Annotated in this window: 14 protein-coding genes; 6 read left to right on the forward strand and 8 right to left on the reverse strand. The window is 41.8% G+C overall.

Annotated features, from left to right (window positions below; all coding sequences use genetic code 11):
- Positions 1-17 precede the first annotated feature (17 nt).
- Complete coding sequence (locus HWQ40_RS23740; protein ID WP_292782589.1) at positions 18-611, reverse strand: GNAT family N-acetyltransferase; 594 nt, start codon at positions 609-611, stop codon at positions 18-20.
- A 119-nt stretch (positions 612-730) separates the two neighbouring features.
- Positions 731-3,229 (reverse strand): phosphoenolpyruvate synthase, encoded by a 2,499-nt coding sequence (gene ppsA, locus HWQ40_RS23745; RefSeq protein ID WP_292782592.1) that lies wholly within the window; start codon positions 3,227-3,229, stop codon positions 731-733.
- A gap of 196 nt (positions 3,230-3,425) precedes the next feature.
- Here ppsA and HWQ40_RS23750 point away from each other — a divergent pair, with 196 nt between their 5' ends.
- Positions 3,426-3,830: a hypothetical protein gene (locus tag HWQ40_RS23750; protein ID WP_292782595.1), complete on the forward strand. Its 405-nt coding sequence runs from the start codon at positions 3,426-3,428 to the stop codon at positions 3,828-3,830.
- Between the two features lie 874 nt (positions 3,831-4,704).
- On the opposite strand, the gene HWQ40_RS23755 is transcribed toward HWQ40_RS23750, so the two are convergent.
- The 3 genes from HWQ40_RS23755 to HWQ40_RS23765 all read right to left on the reverse strand — a co-directional run bounded on the left by HWQ40_RS23755 (position 4,705) and on the right by HWQ40_RS23765 (position 8,380).
- Positions 4,705-5,937: an aspartate aminotransferase gene (locus tag HWQ40_RS23755; RefSeq protein WP_292782598.1), complete on the reverse strand. Its 1,233-nt coding sequence runs from the start codon at positions 5,935-5,937 to the stop codon at positions 4,705-4,707.
- Positions 5,934-7,124, reverse strand: a complete 1,191-nt coding sequence (locus HWQ40_RS23760) for an iron-containing alcohol dehydrogenase family protein (RefSeq protein WP_292782624.1) — start codon at positions 7,122-7,124, stop codon at positions 5,934-5,936. Before HWQ40_RS23760 ends, HWQ40_RS23755 begins: the two co-directional genes overlap by 4 nt.
- Positions 7,125-7,858: 734 nt before the next feature.
- Positions 7,859-8,380 (reverse strand): Ycf51 family protein, encoded by a 522-nt coding sequence (locus HWQ40_RS23765; RefSeq protein ID WP_292782601.1) that lies wholly within the window; start codon positions 8,378-8,380, stop codon positions 7,859-7,861.
- 221 nt (positions 8,381-8,601) lie between these two features.
- Here HWQ40_RS23765 and HWQ40_RS23770 point away from each other — a divergent pair, with 221 nt between their 5' ends.
- Together HWQ40_RS23770 and HWQ40_RS23775 are read left to right on the forward strand one after the other, a co-directional pair.
- A complete protein-coding gene (locus tag HWQ40_RS23770) occupies positions 8,602-8,778 on the forward strand; it encodes a hypothetical protein (protein WP_292782604.1) in 177 nt (58 codons plus the stop codon).
- Entirely contained in the window at positions 8,771-8,959 is a 189-nt protein-coding gene (locus tag HWQ40_RS23775) for a hypothetical protein (RefSeq protein ID WP_292782607.1), read from the forward strand. The genes HWQ40_RS23770 and HWQ40_RS23775 overlap by 8 nt, the downstream gene beginning before the upstream one ends.
- Positions 8,960-9,069: 110 nt before the next feature.
- On the opposite strand, the gene HWQ40_RS23780 is transcribed toward HWQ40_RS23775, so the two are convergent.
- From HWQ40_RS23780 to HWQ40_RS23790, 3 genes are all read right to left on the reverse strand, one after another.
- On the reverse strand, positions 9,070-9,588 hold the full coding sequence (locus HWQ40_RS23780; protein ID WP_366934026.1) for a hypothetical protein: 519 nt from the start codon (positions 9,586-9,588) through the stop codon (positions 9,070-9,072).
- Between the two features lie 281 nt (positions 9,589-9,869).
- Positions 9,870-11,252, reverse strand: coding sequence for an O-antigen ligase family protein (locus tag HWQ40_RS23785; RefSeq protein WP_292782610.1), 1,383 nt, complete (start codon positions 11,250-11,252; stop codon positions 9,870-9,872).
- Entirely contained in the window at positions 11,234-12,076 is an 843-nt protein-coding gene (locus HWQ40_RS23790; protein WP_292782613.1) for a YaaW family protein, read from the reverse strand. Before HWQ40_RS23790 ends, HWQ40_RS23785 begins: the two co-directional genes overlap by 19 nt.
- A gap of 134 nt (positions 12,077-12,210) precedes the next feature.
- Between HWQ40_RS23790 and HWQ40_RS23795 the strand changes: the two genes are divergently transcribed.
- The 3 genes from HWQ40_RS23795 (at position 12,211) to HWQ40_RS23805 (ending at position 15,162) form a co-directional block, all read left to right on the forward strand.
- A complete protein-coding gene (locus tag HWQ40_RS23795) occupies positions 12,211-13,299 on the forward strand; it encodes an NAD(P)/FAD-dependent oxidoreductase (protein ID WP_292782617.1) in 1,089 nt (362 codons plus the stop codon).
- A 487-nt stretch (positions 13,300-13,786) separates the two neighbouring features.
- Positions 13,787-14,164 carry a hypothetical protein gene (locus tag HWQ40_RS23800; protein WP_292782619.1) on the forward strand — a complete coding sequence of 126 codons (378 nt, stop codon included), beginning with the start codon at positions 13,787-13,789 and terminating at the stop codon, positions 14,162-14,164.
- Between the two features lie 176 nt (positions 14,165-14,340).
- Positions 14,341-15,162, forward strand: coding sequence for an SIMPL domain-containing protein (locus tag HWQ40_RS23805; protein ID WP_292782622.1), 822 nt, complete (start codon positions 14,341-14,343; stop codon positions 15,160-15,162).
- The last annotated feature ends 298 nt before the right edge of the window (positions 15,163-15,460 follow it).

A 15,460-nucleotide genomic window follows, 5' to 3' on the forward strand; every position in this document is an offset into this window, starting at 1 on the left:
TTGTCATTGGACATTAGTTATTCTTTCTTCCCCTGCTTCCCCTGCTCTCCCTGCCCCCTGCTCCCCTTCCACTCTTCAGGTGCATCTAGTTGGAACAGGAGTAGCTCAATACCGTAATACTTATTTGTAGTCCCTATTGGTTTCATACCCAGTCTTTGAGTTACACGGATTGAAGCATGATTTTCTGGCTTCACTACGGCATAAATCACTGGTAAGTTCAAAACACTAAATCCGTAATTGAGCATAACTCGTCCGGCTTCTGTTGCATACCCTTTACCCCAAGAAGCTCGCCGCAAGTGCCAGCCTACTTCATAATCTTGAGTGGGTAAACCATCTTTGTCGGGCAATTGTTTAAGAAGGATAGTTCCCACAATTGTTGTACTTTCCTTTTCAACAATTGCCCAAGATCCAGTACCATTGTTGCGTTGGTGCGTTCGCTCGATACCTTCAATCAAGCGCTGACGCTGTGACTCAATACTTGTGACGCGAGAAGTTTTACCAAGAAAGCGCGTCACTTCAGAATCGCTGTACATTACAAAAGCTTGATCGGCATCGCGTTCGGGTATCCAACTGCGAACGATCAAGCGTTCGGTTTCCAAAAGATTTGTCATCTTGTTTTTGGTTAAAATAGGAGCGATGCCTGCGGCGGGCTACGCCAACGCTTTTCAACATATCACTCCTGCTGATTGTACTAGTCCTAAATCAACTACAAACCATCCTACGGATGTTTTTACTCAGGACTCTCGACTTTTGCCACTTCCAGCATCGTCTTTAAAACTGAATCTGGATTCAGACTAATCGAGTCAATTCCCTGTTCCACCAAAAACTGAGCAAATTCTGGATAATCGCTGGGTGCTTGCCCACAAATGCCGATTTTGCGATTATATTTTTTTGCAGCCTTTATAGCCATTTTCACCATCTGCTTAACAGCTGGACTGCGTTCATCAAACAATCTCGCTACCAACGCCGAATCCCTGTCTATCCCCAGTGTTAGCTGAGTTAAATCATTAGAACCAATCGAGAAGCCATCAAATACGTCAGCAAAGTCCTCAGCCAGAATAACATTACTGGGCAACTCACACATCACATAAATCTGCAAGTCGTTAACACCCTGCTTTAAACCATTTTTTGCCATCTCTGCCAAAACTAAACGTCCCTCATCGGGAGTACGACAAAAAGGAATCATCGGGATAACATTCGTCAAACCCATTTCTTCCCGTACCCGCTTGATGGCATGACATTCTAGGGCAAAAGCTTCTCTGTAGCCTTCATCATAGTAACGCGCCGCTCCTCGCCAACCTAACATTGGGTTTTCTTCATTAGGTTCAAACTGTCGCCCACCTAATAAATTGGCATATTCATTACTTTTGAAATCTGACATTCGGACAATCACGGGTTTTGGATAAAATGCCGCCGCAATTCTCCCTATACCTTGGGCTAATTTATCTACAAAATACTGTGGTTTATCGTCGTAAAGTGAGGTAATGTTAGCAATTTTAGCTTTGACAAATTCATCTTTTAATAATTCATAGTGAATCAACGCCATTGGATGAATTTGGATTTGGTTAGCGATGATAAATTCTGTCCGCGCTAAACCTACGCCATCGTTGGGAATTGCCGATAAACTCAATGCTTCTTGGGGATTACCAACATTCATTAAAATTTGAGTGCGGGTGCGCGGTAAGTTTTCTAAAGGAACTTCTTCAACTTCAAAAGGTAATAAGCCTGCATAAACTTTTCCCTCTTCCCCTTCAGCGCAAGAAATTGTTACCTCTTGACCAGGTTTCAAGATTTCCGTAGCATTGCCGCATCCGACGATCGCAGGTACACCCAATTCTCGCGCGATAATTGCTGCATGACATGTGCGGCCTCCAGAATTGGTGACAATTGCACTGGCGCGTTTCATAATTGGTTCCCAATCGGGATCGGTTCTCTCTGTCACCAAAACTTCCCCAACTTGGAACTGGTCGAGTTTCTGAACATCTAAAATTAGGCGTACTTTTCCTTGACTAATCGCTTCCCCAATCGCACTTCCCGTAATCAGAGGGATTGGGGATTGAGAATCAGGGAGTGAAGAGTGGGAAGATTTTTCCCCATTCCCTATTCCCCATTCCCTATTCCCCAATACCAACCGATAACTCCGCAACACATTTCCCTTCTTCTGTGACTGGACGGTTTCGGGACGCGCTTGCACAATAAAAAGTTGGTTAGTAATTCCATCTTTTGCCCACTCGATATCCATTGGAGTGAAAATGCCGTGGACTTGGGAATAATGGTCTTCAATTAAACATGCCCAACTTGCTAGTTGTAAAATCTCTTCATCACTCAGAGCAAATTTACCTCTTTCGCTGGGCGAAACCGAAACATTTTTCGTAAACTTGGAGCCGTCATCATAAATCATTTTCAGTTCTTTGCTGCCCAATTTTTTATCGATAATTGGGCGGAAACCAGCTTTTAAAGTTGGTTTAAAAACATAATATTCATCGGGATTTACAGACCCCTGGACAACATTTTCACCTAAACCGTAGGCGGCTGTAATTAGTGCCGCATCCTTAAAGCCTGTTTCTGTATCAATGGAGAACATCACCCCAGAGGTTGCTAAGTCAGAGCGCACCATTTTTTGTACACCCACAGCCAGAGCAATGCTAAAGTGGTCAAATCCCTTGGTGTGGCGATAAGAAATGGCGCGATCTGTAAATAGAGACGCAAAGCATTTATGACAAGCTGCTAAAACACCTTCGACACCGACAACGTTGAGGTAAGTTTCCTGCTGTCCAGCAAAACTAGCATCGGGAAGGTCTTCAGCAGTGGCACTGGAACGGACTGCCACATCTGTGTCTGTATGGTATCGTTCACAGAGACTATGGTATGCTGTGGCGATCGCCTCACGCAATTCTACAGGAAATGGTGTGTGGATTAATAGCGATCGCGCTTTTTTGCCGCGTTCTCGTAAATTTTTGACATCTTCAACATTCAAGTCAGCAAAAAGTTTGCGTAGCTTTGCTTCTAACCCCGCTGATTGAATGAAATGACGATAAGCGTAAGCAGTAGTGGCGAATCCGGTGGGAACATTAATGCCTTTGGGTGTTAGCTGTTGAATCATTTCCCCTAGCGAAGCATTTTTACCACCAACTACTGGTATATCAGCAATCCCAATTTCATTAAACCAGAGAATGAGCGATCGTTCTTGGGCAGATAGAGACAAAGTGCTTTTAGATACTGTAGTCATAAATATTACCTTTTAAGTTTATACTCAACTTGTAAGTGCATAACTGCTACTATATTTATTTTTCCCATATTCAACTTTAGATTTTTGGTTCTGTCGCGTAGTTTGATATTTGGCGATGAAATGCCAATTTATAAGCAATAAAAATTAATAATTATTCAGTTTAATAACTCGCTTAAAATACCGGATGTAATAAATTATGGCGCAGCTAGAACGACTCCTGAAAATGGCAGAAGATGAACTAACTGAATACAGCACTGATGCCCGCAAAATAGAAAAACTACGCCGTAAAATAGGTTTAACAGTATCGGTAACAGAACAGCAGCAAGTAAAAGAGGCATTACTTGTGACGATGAAATCTAATATAATCACCCAAGTTGTGGAAGAACAAAGACAAGCAGTAGCCTTACCATTTTGGGGAATTGCTGGATTGAGTTTGTTACTAGGAATTTCTTTAAATCAACCCATAGGCTTGTTAGCATCTGTCGTTGGAACTGTATTAGCTTACAGAATTCAGAAATGGGGTTGGAAATTGCAGGCAAATCGTTTATTATTACAAACATTGGAAGATATTGAAATGCGTATTACTCAACTCACTAAGTAACAATAAAGATGTATTTTATAGATAAATCATTTACATATAATTGTATTATAATGTACTCAGTAAGTAATTAATCACTTAATTTACATCTCGTAAGCACTTAACAATTCCTTTAGGATCACCATAGCAAAAAAATTAGATATTGGATTTAAGATTAGGTCTTTATTAAAAAAGACAGAAAGCAGAAGGCAGTCTTCCGTAAGCTCGAACAGCCCTCCGTCTTCATTCAATATCCTGGTTTGCAGGCAATAGACCTCTTGCATAAATCCAAAATAAGAACCCCACCCCGCCAAAGCTACGCTTTGTCTCCCCTCCCCGCAAGCGGGGAGGGGTTGGGGGTGGGGTGTTAGGGACTTTTGCAAGAGGTCGAATGAATGCTACATTACCTTTTGACAGCAGATATTGAACATAGCTACGGGTTGTCTCAACTTGGAAGTCCACGTTAAAGAGTTCACTTACAATAGCTGTCGCTTCGTATATTCGCATCTGGTGTACTTCGTCAGATCGTCTGTAGTGTTTCCCCACCTTATGGAAGTTGGTAATTCGGCAAGTCAAAGTTATTGGCTCTTGACCTCTGGCTTTTCAACTAATACTACCTAGCCTTTTCTTTTAGTAAATCCTTTAGTTGTAGTATCTTGTGCAACTAGAATAGCGAATTTGCCCAAAATTTTTTTGAATACTTTCCCTCAAAAGAGAAGAAGCTAGTTCTTCAACAGATACTTCTTTTAAAGCAGCAGCTTTAATTCAAGATTCTTGAGTTTCTTGACTGATGTAAATATTAGTACCAATCATTGTTAACTCTTTCTACTTTTTTACATGATCTCAAAGATCATCAGCAAAAATTTTAGTTATGTAATATTGGTTTTCCTTTCTGTAATCAACTAACGAGATCGGCGATCGCCTCTGAAGCAGGGACTACAGCTTCAGGCTGATAGCGGATGCCAGCTTGCTTGAAGCGATGTAAAGCTTCACCCAAGCGATCGCAGTCTGCAATCAAACTGATCCTGACATAACCCTCACCTGCAATCCCAAAGGCATTACCTGGGGTAAGAACAACGCCAGTTTGCTGCAACACGTTCAGGGCAAAATCTGTGGAACCAACACCAACGGGACACTTCACCCAAAGATACATCGTTGCCTTGGTTTTGGGGATATCCCAACCTAACTCTCCTAACCCGTGAATGAGGAAATCGCGGCGGGTACGGTAGCGTTGTTGTACCTCGTGCAAATACACATCTGGCAGTTGCAAAGCTGTTTCGGCTGCTGTTTGCAATGCTGCAAAAATGCCGTAATCCAAGTTAGTTTTCAGCGTCCGCAAACCTTGAATTATATGGCGGTTCCCCACGACAAACCCGACGCGCCAACCAGCCATATTGTAGGTTTTAGATAAGGTGTGAAATTCCACACCAATATCTTTCGCACCAGGAATTTCTAACAAGCTAGTGGGTTGATAACCATCAAAAGCTAACTCGGCGTAACACAAATCATGCACCAGCAAAATTTCATATTTGCGGGCAAAGGCGACGATTTCTTCAAAGAATTCGCGCGGGGCGGTAGCGGCGGTAGGATTGCTGGGATAGTTAAAATAAAGGATTTTAGCTTGTTTGGCAACCTCGTCAGGAATAGCAGCTAAATCAATTAACCAGTCATTTTCGGGTTTGAGAATCAAACTGTGGATTTTGCCACCAGCTATCGCCGGGCCCCGAAAATGTGCCGGATAAGCCGGGGAAGGAACCAGAACTAAATCACCGGGGTTAACGTAGGCGAGTGCTAAATGGGTTAATCCTTCTTTAGAACCCAGCAATGGCAAGGCTTCGCTATCAGGATCGAGAACCACATCATAACGGCGATGATACCAGTTAGTGATGGCACGGCGGAAACTAGCTGTGCCCTCAAAGGGTGGATAACCGTGATTGGCAGGATCTTTTAAAGCTGCGATCGCCGCTTCTACTACTGGTGCTGGCGTTGCACCATCGGGGTTTCCCATACCCAAGTCAATTAAATCTAACCCTTGTTCCCGTGCTTTAGCTTTCAGTTCATCTAAACGAGCAAATACATAAGGTGGTAGTTTTTGTATGCGTTCTGCTGGGACAATCCAATTTAAACTCATAAAACCTCGTCACTCATTCCCTTGGGCGAAACTCGATTTGTAGTATCTCTACAATCTATAGGTGCAGTGGTAGAAACCATTGCCGCCATCAACTGTTCTGGCGCGACTTTAAACGGGAGTCGATGGATATCAGAATTAGGAACTAGAGCCATTTCGGCGGCTGTTTGCAATTCGCCTAATGTAATATTGCCCAATCCCAAATCACTTAATTTTTGGGGTAGTCCAATTTCTGCGTAGAACTTTAACAACTGTTGCCGTGCCGATGCTGCTAGTTGATTGCCTTGTAGCATTTCTTCTAAACGCAGTTGCACTAAAATCCCAAAAGCAACCTTTTCGCCATGAATACTGCCATGTCCTGAAATATGAGTTAAACCGTTATGCACGGCATGGGCAGCAACAGTCCGACACTGTGCCCCTCCAAGTCCCCCAACTACCCCAGCTAATAAAACAGTGGCATCTACCACTTCTCGCCAAACCTCACTACCTGGTTCTGCGAGGGCGGCGGCTGACTTTTGCAACAAGATATCTCGCAAAACTCGTGCTTGTTGCACCGCAGCAATAATTAAAGTGTCTTGCAAGTGTCCACTGCTAACTGAGGCTTCGTACCACTTAGCGATCGCATCACCAATTCCAGCTACTAAGGTACTTTGTGGTGCAGTTTTAATCAAGTCATAATCGAGTATCAATAAATCGGGACAACGAGATAGCCCCATATCGTAGAGAAAAGCCCCATCTTCCGAATAAACATTTGATAAGGCACTCCAAGCTGCACAAGTAGCCCCGGAAGTCGGAATTGTCACTACTGGTAGATGTAACTGCTGGGCGACTAATTTCGCTGTATCTAGGGCTTTGCCACCACCAACACCGATAATGACATCAGCTTTATGTTCTTTTGCCTTCTTCTGTAAAGATTTCAGGCTAGCTTCGCAACAATCTGCACCATAAGAAGCTTGGACACTATGTAACTGCTGCGCTTCTAAAACTGGTTGTAAATTTTGTTGGCTGATGGCGAGAGTAAATTTACCTGCCACAATTAAGGGACGACTTCCCAAACAGGCAATCTCTGCTGCGGCTGTTTGCAACACCCCAGAACCACGGATTACTTTTGCCGGGGAAACTGTGAGCGTAAATAATGAACTAGAGGTTTGAGTAGACAAAGAAGGTTGAGTAGAAAAATTATTGGGCATATAATCTCGTTTACCAAAACCTTGATATTTCTTAATCAAATAGACTGGCGATCGAGGATACTTGTTGCCAAGCTGGTTTTTGGATGGCTCCAACCTGACACCCGGCTTATCTGGATTTGAGCCAAGCAATTAAATAGACAAGTCCTGTTACCGACTGATTGGGTAGTTTGACGACATTGCTTGAATCTATAAATACCCATTGACCTGAAATTCCGAACTATCAAAGTTTTGAATAACCGTATCATTAATTAACATTACCATTGTCAGATTCTCAAGAAAAGCAATCGAGAATTGATAATGTGTAGGCGATCGTACTATTTCGTGCAATTTTTAGCTACAGATATATATGTAAAGGTATGCAAATATATTCCCCTACAACCCCTTGATTTGCTGCAAAGAATTTTGAAAATGGCAACAGGGGCAATTAGGACAACAACTGACAAATTACAACTATCAGTACCCATTACCCCACGCTGATTAACTTTTTCCCACAGTATAACCACTAAAGTGTGAATATCTTAATCTAAAAATAACCATTAATGTATCAGTAAATACAAAATAATTTTTGTCATCCTGATAACAGGTAAATTACTTTTGTTCTCTGGGATTGGGGATTGGGCATGGGGCATGGGGCATTGGGCATTGGGCACAAGAGGCAGAGGTGCGGAGGGGCAGAGGGGAAAGACTTACTGCTACTTCTCCTCTGCTCCCCTGCTTCCCTGCTCCCCTCCTTCTTAAGCAGTAGGTTTTGGCAATTTGGCGAAATTGTCTGTGTAAATGTTGACTGTTACCGGGGAATTTTGATGAGAAACGAGCGATCGCTTGACCTCACCCAAGTAAACTGGGACAGAAATCCCTGTTTCCTGGTGGATAATGGTACGGGCGCGAACTGTCAAATTTTCGTCTTCCCGTGTACCTGAGCGACCATAAGAAAAGAGATTACTAGCTGCTTGACGTAAAGTTGCTTCTAATTGTGTGGGTGTAATTTGGGGTGATGTAGCAATCACTGCTTGTGTTGAGCCATTGTCATAAACTAGAGTGTACCGGGCTGCTCCTGGAATCACAGTCCGACTCAAGGGGACTATTGAGAGTGCAAATAAACCACCAGTCAGCACCAGCATAAAGCCAGTCGTACCCACCAGCCGAAAGCGGATGCCCCATTTGAGAATAAAAGCCAAAAATGTCAAGGCAGCAAATACCAATGTAGCTATACCTGACCATTGGGTGTACTGAAGAAAGTTAGCTGTTGTGAGCATAAGGTTGGTTATGGAGGCGTCTTTTTTTCGTTACCGACACACCCATTTTACCGAGAGCTTACACCGATTATCTGTGAGTTGCATAGATAGAACAACTTGCTCAAGCCGCTTGTATCACCAAGCCTAATTTTGTGCAGTTTTACAAAGAATTGATACTACACCATAAAGGTTATCGGTCATAATAAAGTTTCAACTTCTGTTTAGCTTAAGTTTAGCGGTGAATGAAGCCAACCTCAGAACAATTGAAACAGTTATACAGAGTCTTGACTTGGCTAACGCGAATGTATCTCCCGGTTTACCTAGTTAGCTTAGATGAGCGAACAGATAACATCGTAGTAATAGCAGGTGAAGAGACAGTTTTAGTAATTAATCCAGAAGCAGAGGTTGATTATGAATAAGCCTAACTTTAGAGAAATGACACGCAAGCAATTGCGAGATTATATCTTACAAAATCGTGGCGATACAGAAGCAATTCACGCCCTAGCATTACATGTTCAGTCTAATGGCAAACGTCTTAATTCAGTAGATGAGCTACAACAAATCATCCAAGAAAAACGTAGCCAAGGCTTAGAGCCATAGCTAAAAAACACATCATCATTCCGTTAGTGAGTAATTTAATTTTGTTAGGTTTTAGCTAATAAATCTGGGAAATAAATTCCTTAACTAACTTCCCCGCCTCTCTAGTTTTCCTAGAACAATATTGGTTCACCAGAGACGATATGGGAATTTTTAGATGTCTGCAATCTAGTTTGAATACTATCAATTATTGCTAGCCAATCAGCATCTTTGTTCCATTCAGAATGAATCCTGGTTTTAGTTGCTGCGTCGTAGAGGTTACAAAAAACCACATTCTCTTCTCCAGCAGTTGCAGCGATAATCAAGGGCTTGGAAAAATCCTGGATTAGTGATGCAGCTAAAAGAAAACTTTTAGCAAAGTTCGTTTCTATTCCAGTCCTAACAATATAAATTTCATCCGCTCTAACAACAATGTCTAACTTAATGTTGTCCTTTTCTCTAAACTCTTTCGTCGTTAATTTAATATCTGATAGATAACCAGTCAGGCCTTTTTGCTGCACAGGAATAGTCATTTTATTATTAATATCATAATTATACCATAGGTAGGATTCCCCGCTTAATTCTCCTTTTTTCACATATAAATAAATAGGTTCTGGTGGGTTACAAAGACCTAGTTTAATTTCAGCAATCATGTTTTATGTTCCTTTATGAAAGATAAAATTTTTCAGATATTGCGTCAAATTCAATATTTTTAAGATGGTGTTTAACTAAAGAAAAATAATAAATATACAAAAGGGCATCTACAAGAGATGCCCGTCATGCAGGAAAACCCCAAAGGGATGTCCCTACACCTTCCCAACAATCAGCAACAGTGACTAATTAGGTATTAGTCACACTCACAGACGTGAATATAACAATCTTATTAACTTAAAACTCTCAATGTCCCCAGTGCATACACTGAAAAAACTAATAGCTAATTTTGATGAGATGCAAGCCTGTCTTTTTCGTGATAATGATGTACTACTCCAGCAATGGCAGCCAAAATTAGCCATGAAAGCGCATTCAAACGAAAATCGAAGAGGGTTACATCTACTGTATTCAATAAAATCCACCCAACAAAGGACAGAAGATAACTGAAAAATATCAATTTGTCTCCTGTATTTATATATTTTGACTTTTGCAGTAATTGGACACTTGTAATCAAAATCCAAGCTAGTAAGCCACAAAATAAAAAAGCACTGGGAAAACCAGTTTCAGCAGATAACATCAAAAACAAGTTATGGGGATGACCCAAGGGAATCTGCATCTTTGCTTTGTAAAGTGTACTAAAACTGCGTAATCCCCAACCAGTCCAAGGATGTTGTTGAGCTAAAGACCAGGCAAACTCCCACTGAGTTTGTCGCATTAAAGCGACTGGTCTATCTGGATACATATCGTCATTTAACCTTGCCCAAAAGAAGGCAGGAACTACCCAGCGAAAAATGTGAGCGACTGGTGAGGGAGCAAAAGCCGCTAAAAGAATACTAGAAACGATCGCAGCAACGCTACCTACAAGAATGCGCCAACCTTGGTAGAGTGCATAAGCTAAACAGGCAAAAATAGCGATCGCCCACCCATTACGCGAGTTGGTGAAAATTAAGGCAATGAAATTTGTAATCACCGCCAGAGTTAGGAAGAGAAAGGGAACTGGGGACTGGGGTAGCAGAGCAAAAGTTGCAGTAAGTCTTTCCCCTCTGCCCCTCTGCCCCTCTGCCCCTCTGCCTCTTATGCTCAATCGCCATTGTTCAATCCACAACCCTAGACCAAGGATGAAAACTATTACTAGATAAGCTGCGAAGGTGTTAGCGTGCAAGAAAAGTGAAGCGATACGACCTGGTGGGTTTCCGCCTGGTCTGATTGTCCAACTAAACACAACCCACACAAACTGGAACTTGAAACTCCAGCCTAAAAATAATTGTCCCAAGCCCATAATTGCTACTGGCATGGAACCAATCACCAAAACCCAAGCCATTTGCCGCAATTGGGTAAATGTTTGAATCAGAGCGCTATGGGCAGCGAAAAGTAAAAAGAATGGTAATAAATTAAATAAGCCGAGGAAAGCTGCTGTTTTGTCTTGGGCAAAGCCAGCACTCACGATCAGCAAAAAACTCAATAGGGCAAATCCCCAGTTGAGGGGGCGGCGATTAATTTTGCGGGATTGTTTCAGCCAAGTTATTAATGAGACAAAACCTACAGTCACAGCCCCCACTAAAGGACTCAATGGGAAGATTAACAGTGCCCATAGAGAGTAGTTCCAAGAAGATTGCCAACGAGATTTGAAATAGTCAAAAACCTTGTTCAAGCTGGCTCCCAACATTCCTCACGGGTGAGGCGAATTTGAGCTAAGGCGAAGATAGTGGGGATGATTCGACCATAGTTAGTAGCGATCGCTCTCCAGCCTAAATCCGCAATAAACCAAGTCCACATCATCGGGCCAATTACGGCAAACATCGTGCGGGCTGCCCCATAACGAGCTGCACTCACTGTCATACCCCGTTGCGCCATTTGCATCGCTACATAACTTTGAAATTGTGTTACAGCTGCTTCTGAGCCTGTAATTGCGGCTTGTTTGGCTACTTCATAAGTAGCAAAGTGGATGGCAAATTGACGGGCAATTTGCTTAAGTACAAGTGGCTGGAGAAGAGAAGTAACCGCTAGCGCACTACCGCCTTTGAAAAGCAACCCCAAGGGGTCACGTTGTAATAAAAGTGGTAGGGGTTGTTTTAGTTCTGATTTGAGCAGCTGACGCTGCACCTGTACAGTCAATTTTTGCTTTTCCTGTTCCGGCAATTTTTTCCACACCTGTCCTAGCAGATGCAAAAATACTTCTGCTTCTAAATCAATGGTTGCCAGCTGATGAGAATAGGGAATTTTTAGATACTTACATACTTGAACTAACGCTTGTCGGTAAGTTACCTGCCCTGTGCGTCCCCGTAATACTGTCATCCCATCTGCCGCCAAAAAACGAAAGCGGCCCTCTAGTGCGTCTAACCAAGCTTTGCGGTCTTGGCTTTGCACTTCGATGGGTTCGGGTGTGTGTACATAGTCTAAGGGATTGAACTTACGACTAAATAGAATTGCCGTTAAGTCTTGCAATTCTTCTTCGGTCGCTAACTCTAGCGCCGCCCTCATTTCATCCAATTTCCCTTCCTCCCTTCCGTGCAGCTTTCTGTACCTTATTCTACTATTAGCTTTCAGCAGTCATTAGTAATAATTTTGTCCTTTGATAATAACCAATAACTAATGACCAATAACTAACTAAGGACTATTGACTCATGACTGATATTGCAGTGATTGGTGCCGGAATTGCCGGTTTAGTCTGCGCCCAGCAGTTAAGTCAAGCTGGATATTCGGTGGTAGTGGTGGAAAAGTCGCGTGGTTTGGGAGGAAGACTAGCTACACGCCGCTTACATGGAACTTTAGCAGATCATGGGGCTTGTTACCTGAAGCCAAAGGGTGAATTGTTGGGACGTTTTGTGGAGATATTGCGATCGCGCCATATCCTGGAAGTTTGGACAGATGAGGTTTACGAACTCACAGCAGACGCTCCTTTATCTGAATCGAATAACCGCAGTCCGCGTTATGTTGCACCTGGGGGAATGAGTGCGATCGCTAAATCCCTCGCTCCAGGTTTAGAAATATTACTGAATCAGCGTGTCATTGCTATTACTCCAACTCTCGAAAATAGCTGGTGTCTGACTCTCGAATCTAGTAACGAAGAATTAACTGCAAAAGCTATAGTCGTCGCTATTCCTGCACCTCAAGCTGTGATGCTGTTGTCACCTTTGGGTGCAAGTGTATTAGATGCAGTCTTTCTTGATAACTTGCGTTCTGTAGAATTTTATCCTTCGATTAGTGCGATCGCTGGATATTCTTGTATATCTCAACCCCTCCCTCAGTGGAAAGCTCTAACTTTTGTGGATAATGCTGATTTAGCATGGATTGGTTTAGACAGTAGCAAGCGTCCTAACCCTCAACAACCACATTTTGTGGTGCAAAGTAGCGCTGATTTTGCCCAACGTCATCTCGAATCACAGGATTTACAACCTGCCGGACAATATATGTTGCAACGAGCAGCTGAATCTCTGTCCCTTCCTTGGCTGAATACTCCCGAATGGATGCAAGTACATCGTTGGCGTTATGCCTTTCCTAGCCGTCCTTGGCACGAAGCTTTTTTGTCTGCCGGAACTCCCTTACCTTTAGTTTGCTGTGGTGATTGGTGTAGGGGCAATCTTGTAGAAGGTGCGATGCTTTCTGGATTAGCTGCGGCTGATGAAATTAATAATCAGTTACGTCATCTACCTTTCGATAATGTGAACTTTTTAAACGTTTTTACACAATCATTTCATCTGTCGCTAGACTGATTTTGCACTATAGGGAGTCGGTATTTTTATAACTGACTAAATCAAAGTACAACGGATAAGTTTTTTAGATGAAATAGCAAATTTTGCCGCAAACCCAAAAAGCTTAACTTCATGAAAAACTTGTTCATAATTCAAGTTATTTGATTGCTGTTAGTCTTGATCCCCTAGCCTTAATGCTGCGTTTTATGTAGATTTTTGCTTTCGTGGCAAAAATTTGAAATAATTAAGATTATAAATATAAAATGTCAGTAATTTACCAGCTTCTTGGACGCTGTTTTAATAAGTCATGGTGTGAGACAGTATAAACTTTAACTAAAATAAGTAAAGCCAAATGTCTAAGATTGTACCAAGATAAGAGGCTAGTTTCGGGGTTGATTGCATCTGTAAGTTGAATTACTTTTAACTGATTGTCATCACGAGCTTGCCATCTAAAAAAGTTATTTTCTCCACCAAGCATTGACTTGATTAAAAAAGGAGTTTAAACATCATGAAAACGGTAGTTAATTTAACACAACAATCAATAGTGGGAGAAATTGAAAGTATTTTGAATACATATCCATCCCATCCATATCAGCAAGCCTTTGCGATTCCTGATTTACGCCAAGAGCTAATTACTTTCGTCCTTAATCGCATTCCCTCCTTTTACAGCGTCATGTCTGACGAACAGATTCCGCTAGCGGAGGCTGAACAAGGAAGCTTGGCTTATTACAAATTGCCTCGTAAGCCCTTAGAACAGCAGCTACATTTACAGAATTTAATTCACCAAGGTATTTGTTTAATCGTTCAAGAAAAGTCAGATTGGATTAGCCATCGTGTTTGTGAAACAGTTCAACCAGCTTGTGAACCCTCTCACTGGTTTGGTTAACAGTTCTAACAAGATTTGGCTCTCTGCTGAGATATCATAACCTCCGCAGTGAATTTTGAATTTTTGAGCTAATCCCACGAATAAAGGCTGTGGAATTAGCTCAATATTTTTTTAAGTAGATTCCTCTTGAGGTGTAAACTTTGACAATTAGTAAGTTCAAAGGATATTCCCAGGACATGAGAAAAATAACTGCTCTAATGCTAGGTATTTCCGTGAGTGTCGGGCTGGAAGCATTAACACCCAAAATAACTAATGCCCAATTATTTTACCCACCAGCAAGCGATCGCCATTCATTAATGGTAATCGGTCAAGGGGTAGTGAAAGTGCCAGCAGATACAGCGGATATTGAATTGGTATTCAGTAGCGGAGGTAGCAATGATGAGTTACAAACGCAACCATCATCTCTACCTGAAACCCGCCGCATATCCTCACCGACTCTACTTTTTAATTACAAAACAGCAGCAGAATCTTTACCAAGCAAAAAATCCCTAACTAAAGCAACTCTTCAGCCTGTAGTGGATAGCTTAGTTGCTAAAGGCATTAGGGCTGATAAAATTCAAGTGCAAATTAACCCTAATTCCAGTGAGAATAACGCCAAGATATTGGTGAGACTAGAAAAACCAACACGCGATCGCGTCCAGGAAATTGTTGCTACAGCGAACAAGTCCACAAGCCAAATTGAAAACCTTTCTGTCAAAAGTGTAGGTGTTGAGTACGCAGTTAATGACTGTCAAGCTTTGCAGAGTTCAGTTTATCAATCAGCTATGAAAGATGCTAAAAGCCGCGCTCAGGCTTTAGCAAGTGCGATGGAAGTTAAACTTAGTACTCCTTCTGTAGCCGAGCCATTTTACACATTATTTTATCCCTCATGTAGTTCTAAAACTGGAGTTCCTTTACCGTCATTTGCTAGTTTTTTATTATCACCAGCTTATAATCCAGATGCCCCCGCAGAAGTTGAAATGAAAAAGGATATTTTTGTGACATATACAACGAAATAAACATTTATATTTAGTGCGATTGCACTTTTATTTAGTCAAAATCGGAAGTGCGATCGCTTAACTATTTTGCCTTGCCACTAACTATTTTTATCTGGTATAATATTGCACATTCTACAAAAGTGAGTTAAATGACTATTTCTAATAGTGTGCAATATCTTTTAGAAGATTATCCTAAAACACTTTTTCCTTTATCTACCACTAAAGTTATTGTAGAAAATAATTCAGAATCACTCTTTGAATATATATAGCAATCGCCAAGAGAGTTAGGACATATAATGCAAATAGTCTGGGTTCAAAA

The sequence above is a fragment of the Nostoc sp. NMS9 genome (assembly GCF_017114995.1).
In the GTDB taxonomy this organism is placed as follows: domain Bacteria; phylum Cyanobacteriota; class Cyanobacteriia; order Cyanobacteriales; family Nostocaceae; genus Nostoc.